Genomic DNA, 6,572 nt, shown 5'->3' with positions numbered 1-6,572 from the left:
TTTCACCGATGAGGAATGCTACAATTTCTTCAAAGCCGCCGGATATGAAACCGATTAAACGCAACGCGCTCTAGCGGGCTTGGGAAGCAAAGCGTTGAGGTTGCCGCGCCATAGGGCTGGATTGTCGCCCGTGCGATAGCCCCCTACCGTGGCCCACGACAGGATCGCTTCGATACGGGACCGAACCCTAGATGCTGTTTCTGTCTTGTCATGCCAGATAGGCTGAAGCACGCGGAGCATGTCCTGGACAGCCAGTTCATGCACGAGCATGTCGCCGATATGTGGCAGTACGAAGCGCTCAATCGACGACTTCCATCGGATCCGGTCCGCGTCGCTTCCAAGCTCTGACAACCTGGCGTCTGCATATTGATTAAAGGCGGTCTCGAACGTCATTCCTCGCTTCTGCAGCGCCGTCATTGCCGCCTTGGACGCCTTCCGCTCCTCAACAGGGTCAATGCCGCGCCAAACCTTATCCTTAGCCTCTCTGGCTCTCTCGCGTGCCTGCGAGAGGCCAACCTCGGGATAGGCGCCAAGGCCCAAGTCGCGCCGCTTTGTGCCGACGGTCGTGCGCAAAATCCAGCTCCGCGCACCGGACGGTGTGATCTGGAGATATAGGCCCGACACCCCTCCGACAGCGAGCATGGCATTTAGCCCCTTGCCCGGGTGCTTCAGCCGCTTCACCTCGATAGGGGAAAGTTCACGCACTACTTTCGGCATATCGCACCCACGGCCTACCCATCGAAAACCGTAGTTGATGCGTGATACTGGACGCAACATGATGTTACGGGCGCTCCAGATAATCTGTTGTAATTGCTTGGCTGTTTTTTCGGATTGCGGCAGGCTGAGACCCAATGCAGGTGTCCCTCGGCTCCACCATATCCGGATCATCCATCTACAGAATGAAATCCGCCTCGGTCAGCGACAGCTGGCCTGACAGGCGGATCATCCCGTCCACGCGGCCATCTCCGTTCGCATCCATCATCACACGCGTCACGTTGGTCTGCGGGACATACTGCACCATCAATTGTGCACCCTGCCCGGGCTCGAAGCTGTCGGTCATGTGGAACGCCTGGTTTCCGGGGGTCCGCCAGTCCGCATCAATGCCGGACAGGTCGATCCGATCGCTGCCGCGCCGGAAATCAAGGATCAGGTCGGTCTGGGCGCCCTGGCTGTCGGCCATCGACCCGAAGACAAACGTATCCGCACCGACGCCCCCGGTCAGCAGATCCGCCCCCTGTCCGCCGATCAGGGTGTCGTTGCCCGCTCCGCCCGCCAGCCGATCCGCCCCCTGCCCGCCATGCAGACGGTCATTGCCGAACCCGCCCTCCAGCGTGTCGTTGCCTGCGCGCCCTTCCAGCCGATCATTGCCCGCGTTGCCACGCATCAGGTTGCCCTGCGCGTTGCCCAGCAGCACGTCATGGCCGGCGCCGCCTTCGGCATTCTCGACCCCGCGGATGATGTCCAGGCCATGGCGGGTGTCCTGCCGCCCGGTCAGCGCCAGATCGATGCGGCCGCCCGTGGCGCCCTGCAGCACGACCGTGTCAACGCCTGAACCGCCGTCGATCACGTCATTGCCCGCATCCATCAGCACCCGGTCCAGGCCGGCGCCGCCATAAAGCGCGTCATGGCCGATCCCGCCGCCAAGGATGTCGTTGCCGCCATTGCCGTACAGCGTGTCGTCGCCTGCCATCCCGAAAGCGCGGTCGTCCTCGAAGCTGAGGGTGAAGACGTCGTTGCCCGATAACATCCGTTCGATGATCCGCTGATCATCGACACGCGAGAATGTCAGGGAGGCATTGTAGATATCCGCCAAGGGCACCCTCAGCTGATCGATCTGCCATTGATCGTAGTAATATCCGCCAATATCGGCGGCCCCGGCGATCAGAGTGACGGTTCCACCCGTGATGTCCTCACCAGTCTGACGAAAACCGCTGCCGCCGAAGATCGTCGCAAAATCGTAACCGCCGCTGTAATAATCGACCAGCAAGACGTCCTCAAACTGCTGTCCGTCATAATTGAAATAAAGATTGTCAAAGAATTCGACATTGAATGCATCGTAATACAATACGCTGAGATCAAAATTCGTGATGTCGAAACCGGAATACGCTTGTACGCGCGCCATCGTTAACCCCTTGCAAAAAAACCATGAAAAACGACTCTGTCCCGTTCATGTGCGGGGACAGAATGGCATTCATTAACGACGTCGCACGACCGGCGTCAAAACCTATCGCGCAACGTCGTTAACGTTTCCGCAAGGATGGCGTGGGGCGTCAGAGGCTGGTGCCCTCGGGCAGGCACAGCATGATGTTCATGTTCTGGACCGCGGCGCCCGATGCGCCCTTGCCCAGGTTGTCCAGCACCGCGACGATCGTGGCGCATCCGGTCTCATCGTCGCCATGCACACTGATGCGCAGCACGTTGCTGCCGTTCAGCGCGGTCGGGTCGATGCGGGCGCCGATCTGGTCGGCGGACACGACCTGCACGAAGGCCTCGTTCGCGTAATGATCGGCCAGCGCCTGGTGCAGGGCCGCGACGCTGCGGTCGTCATCCAGCTGCAGCGGCAGCTGGACCGCCATGCCTTGGGCAAAATTCCCGACCGAAGGCGCGAAGACCGGCTGCAGCAGCAGGCCGCCATGGGTCATGATCTCGGGGATGTGTTTGTGGCGCTGATCCAGGCCATAGATGAAATGCACGGGCGCGGTGCCTGCCTCGAAATCCGCGACCATTGCCTTGCCGCCGCCGGTATAGCCGCTGACGGCGTTGATCGACAGCGCCTCGGTCTCGTCGACCAGGCCGGCAGCGACCAGCGGGGCCACGATGGCGATCGCGCCGGTCGAATAGCAGCCCGGATTGCTGACCAGCCGCGCGGCGGCGATGCGCTCGCGCATTTCGGGGGCCAGTTCGGGAAAGCCGAAGACCCAGTCCGGATCGATCCGGTGCGCGGTCGAGGCGTCGATCAGGCGTACGTCCATGTCGGCCGTCAGGGTCACGGCCTCGCGCGCGGCGGCATCCGGCAGGCACAGGATCGCGACATCGGCCTGCGCAAAGCAGTCGGCGCGGGCCTGCGGGTCCTTGCGCATCGCGGGGTCCAGTTGGACCAGGCGGATGTCGTCGCGTCCCAGCAGGCGGTCGCGGATCTGCAGGCCGGTGGTGCCGGCCTCGCCATCGATGAAGACGCTGTGGGTCATGGGGCAAGCCTTTCGCAGGTGTCGCCCGTGTCTAGCGCAGCGCGGCCTTGGTCACAACGCTGCTTGGCGCTAGATGCTGCACATCTCGGATCGGGTCAGGAACCGCTTCTCGCGACCGTTGTCCAGACTGAACATGCCGCCCCGCCCCGGCACCACGTCGATGATCAGGTCGGTATGGGCCCACGCCTCGGCCTGGCTGGCCGAGATGTAGAAGGGCGCGCCGCCGATCTCTCCCAGCTGCACGTCGCGTTCGCCCACGCGGAAATCGCCTTGGGGATAGCACATCGGCGACGACCCGTCGCAGCAGCCGCCTGACTGGTGGAACAGGACCGGGCCGTGATCGGCCACGATCTCGGCGATCAGTTCCAGCGCGGCGGGGGTGGCGGTGACGGTGCTCATGTCTTCAGCCTCTTCTTGAGGAACCGCAGGACCTGCGTCTCTTCGGGGCGCAGGTCGGTCTGGGTCAGGGTGTCGTCGATCGTGTCGGCCAGCTCCAACCGCAACTCGTCGGCCAGATAGGCGTCGATGATCTGGGGGTGCACATAGCACTGGCGGCAGATGGTGGGCGTGTTGCCAAGCCGCGCGGCAACCGATTCGATGGCGTCGCGCACGTTGCGCTTGGCGGCTGCTTCGCTGTCGGCCTTCTCGTATTCGGCCAATGCCAGGGCGGCCAGGACCGTGCCGGTCCAGGTTCGGAAATCCTTGGCGGTGACCTGCCGCCCGGTGATCTGGCGCAGATAGTCGTTCACCTCGGTCGAGGTGACCTGGCGGCGGGTTCCGTCGTCATCGACATACTGGAACAGGTGCTGGCCGGGGATCTCCTGCACGGCACGGATGATGCGGGCAATGCGGCGGTCGCGCAGGCCTAGGTTCCATTCCTTGCCCGACTTGCCCTTGAACTTGAAGCGGACCTGATTGCCGTCCAGCGTGACATGCCGCATCCGCAGCGTGGTCAGCCCGTGCGACTTGTTCTCGCGCGCATAGCGGGTGTTGCCCACGCGGATCATGGTGTTCTCCAGCAGGAACACGATGGTCGCCAGCACCTTTTCCACCGGCAGGCCGCGGCGCGACATGTCGGCATCGACCTGCGCGCGCAGCTGCGGCAGGCCGCGCGCGAAATCCAGCATGCGGTCATACTTGCTGCTGTCGCGCAGCTCGCGGAATTCGGGGTGATACCGGTACTGCTTGCGGCCCTTGGCGTCGCGTCCGGTCGCCTGGATGTGGCCGCGCGGATCGGGGCAGATCCAGACGTCGACATAGGCGGGCGGAATGGCCAGCGACGCCAGCCGCTTGCGTTCCGCCTTGTCGGTGATGGTGCGCCCGTCCGGTCCCTTGTACGAAAACCCCTTGCCCGACCGCTGGCGCGTGATGCCCGGCATGTCGTCGTTCACATAGGTCAGGCCCGCGCTGATCGCGGCGTCCTCGGGGTCGATGATACTGTCCTTGGGCATGGCGCGCTCCGCAGGTGGCGTGTGGCCCAACGCCGCAGGATCGGTGCGGGTTGCGGGCGACCCGAAGGCCGCCCGCAAGGTCTTAGAAGAAGCCCAGCTTCTTGGGGCTGTAGCTGACCAGCATGTTCTTGGTCTGCTGATAGTGGTCCAGCATCATGCGGTGGTTTTCACGCCCGATGCCCGACTGCTTGTAGCCGCCGAAGGCCGCGTGGGCCGGATAGGCGTGATAGCAGTTGGTCCAGACCCGGCCCGCCTGGATCGCGCGACCGAAGCGGTAGCAGGTGTTCGCATCCCGCGACCACAGGCCCGCGCCCAGACCGTACAGCGTGTCATTGGCGATCGACAGCGCCTCGTCCTGGTCCTTGAAGGTGGTCACGGACACGACCGGGCCGAAGATCTCCTCCTGGAAGACCCGCATCTTGTTGTGGCCCTTGAACACCGTCGGCTTGATGTAGAACCCGCCCGACAGCTCTCCGCCGTGATCCGCGGCCTCGCCGCCGATCAGCACCTCGGCGCCTTCCTTGCGACCAATGTCGAAGTAGGAGAGGATCTTCTCCTTCTGCTCGCTCGAGGCCTGCGCGCCGATCATCGTCGCGCTGTCGCGCGGGTCGCCCTGCACGATGGCCTCGACGCGCTTCAGCGCGCGTTCCATGAACTGATCATAAATCTTCTCGTGGATCAGGGCGCGCGACGGGCAGGTGCAGACCTCGCCCTGGTTCAGCGCGAACATCACGAAACCCTCGATCGCCTTGTCGAAGAAGTCGTCGTCCTCGCGGCAGACATCCTCCATGAAGATGTTGGGCGACTTGCCACCCAGTTCCAGCGTGACCGGGATCAGGTTCTCGGACGCGTACTGCATGATCAGGCGGCCGGTGGTGGTTTCCCCGGTGAAGGCGATCTTGGAGATGCGCGGGTTCGACGCCAGCGGCTTGCCCGCCTCAAGGCCGAAACCGTTGACGATGTTCAGGACGCCCGGCGGCAGGATGTCTGCGATCAGTTCGGCAAAGACCATGATCGTGGCCGGGGTCTGTTCCGCGGGTTTCAGCACCACGCAGTTGCCGGCGGCCAGCGCGGGCGCCAGCTTCCAACAGGCCATCAGCAGCGGAAAGTTCCACGGGATGATCTGGCCCACCACGCCCAGGGGCTCGTGGAAGTGGTACGCGATCGTGTCGTTGTCGATTTCAGAAATGCCGCCCTCCTGCGCGCGCAGGACGCCCGCGAAGTAGCGGAAATGGTCGATGGCCAGCGGCAGGTCGGCGGCCATCGTCTCGCGGATGGGCTTGCCGTTGTCCCAGGTCTCGGCGGTGGCCAGCAGCTCCAGGTTCGCCTCCATCCGGTCGGCGATCTTCAGCAGCGCGTTGGACCGATCGGTGGTCGAGGTGCGGCCCCAAGCCCCCTTGGCCTTGTGCGCCGCGTCCAGCGCGGCCTCGATGTCGTCGGCATTGGACCGGGCGATCTCGCCGATCTCGGCCCCGGTGATGGGCGTGGTGTTGGTGAAGTAGCGGCCCGACTTGGGCGCCGTCCATTCGCCACCGATGAAGTTGTCATAGCGGCGGGCAAAGGGCATCACGCCCACGCCCTTGAATTCGTGCGTCTGGTCGTTCGGCATCGGTTCCTCCTCCTCAGGATGTCAGCCCCCGGATCTCCTGGTCCGGGTATGCGCAAAGCGTCGGACAGCACGTGATTCGTCGCAACCGCCGATCCACGCCGCAGCGCAGAAGCTGTCTCACATGTGAGACAGTCCCCCGTGATTTTCACCAAGCCCAAGGCGCGCCATGCGCCGGTACATCGTCGCCCGCCCGATCCCAAGCGCGCGTGCGGCTGCCGACACGTTGCCCTGCGCGCGGGCCAGGGCGCGCATCACGGCGGCGCGTTCGGCCCGGTCGAACCCGGTCAGGTCGTCCTGGCGGCCCAGCAGGTCGGCCGCCGGGCG

Annotated in this window: 7 protein-coding genes; all 7 read right to left on the bottom strand. The window is 64.1% G+C overall.

Annotated features, from left to right (window positions below):
- Positions 1–54: 54 nt before the first annotated feature.
- Entirely contained in the window at positions 55–852 is a 798-nt protein-coding gene (locus tag FHD68_RS17030) for a tyrosine-type recombinase/integrase (protein WP_244297925.1), read from the bottom strand.
- Positions 853–892: 40 nt separating this feature from the next.
- Complete coding sequence (locus tag FHD68_RS17025; protein WP_045982323.1) at positions 893–2,122, bottom strand: calcium-binding protein; 1,230 nt, start codon at positions 2,120–2,122, stop codon at positions 893–895.
- Positions 2,123–2,270: 148 nt separating this feature from the next.
- Positions 2,271–3,188: an N-acetyl-gamma-glutamyl-phosphate reductase gene (gene argC, locus FHD68_RS17020; protein ID WP_127897588.1), complete on the bottom strand. Its 918-nt coding sequence runs from the start codon at positions 3,186–3,188 to the stop codon at positions 2,271–2,273.
- A 69-nt stretch (positions 3,189–3,257) separates the two neighbouring features.
- Positions 3,258–3,587 carry a DUF779 domain-containing protein gene (locus FHD68_RS17015; RefSeq protein ID WP_045982321.1) on the bottom strand — a complete coding sequence of 110 codons (330 nt, stop codon included), beginning with the start codon at positions 3,585–3,587 and terminating at the stop codon, positions 3,258–3,260.
- Positions 3,584–4,639: a DNA topoisomerase IB gene (locus FHD68_RS17010; protein ID WP_127897587.1), complete on the bottom strand. Its 1,056-nt coding sequence runs from the start codon at positions 4,637–4,639 to the stop codon at positions 3,584–3,586. The genes FHD68_RS17015 and FHD68_RS17010 overlap by 4 nt, the downstream gene beginning before the upstream one ends.
- Positions 4,640–4,721: 82 nt before the next feature.
- Positions 4,722–6,248, bottom strand: a complete 1,527-nt coding sequence (gene adh, locus FHD68_RS17005) for an aldehyde dehydrogenase (protein WP_046000587.1) — start codon at positions 6,246–6,248, stop codon at positions 4,722–4,724.
- 117 nt (positions 6,249–6,365) lie between these two features.
- A partial coding sequence (locus FHD68_RS17000; protein ID WP_139086316.1) for a helix-turn-helix domain-containing protein occupies positions 6,366–6,572 on the bottom strand: 207 nt, incomplete at its 5' end.

This window comes from Paracoccus marcusii, assembly GCF_006151785.1.
In the GTDB taxonomy this organism is placed as follows: Bacteria; Pseudomonadota; Alphaproteobacteria; order Rhodobacterales; family Rhodobacteraceae; genus Paracoccus; species Paracoccus marcusii.
This window is presented reverse-complemented; position numbering and strand designations above follow the sequence as displayed.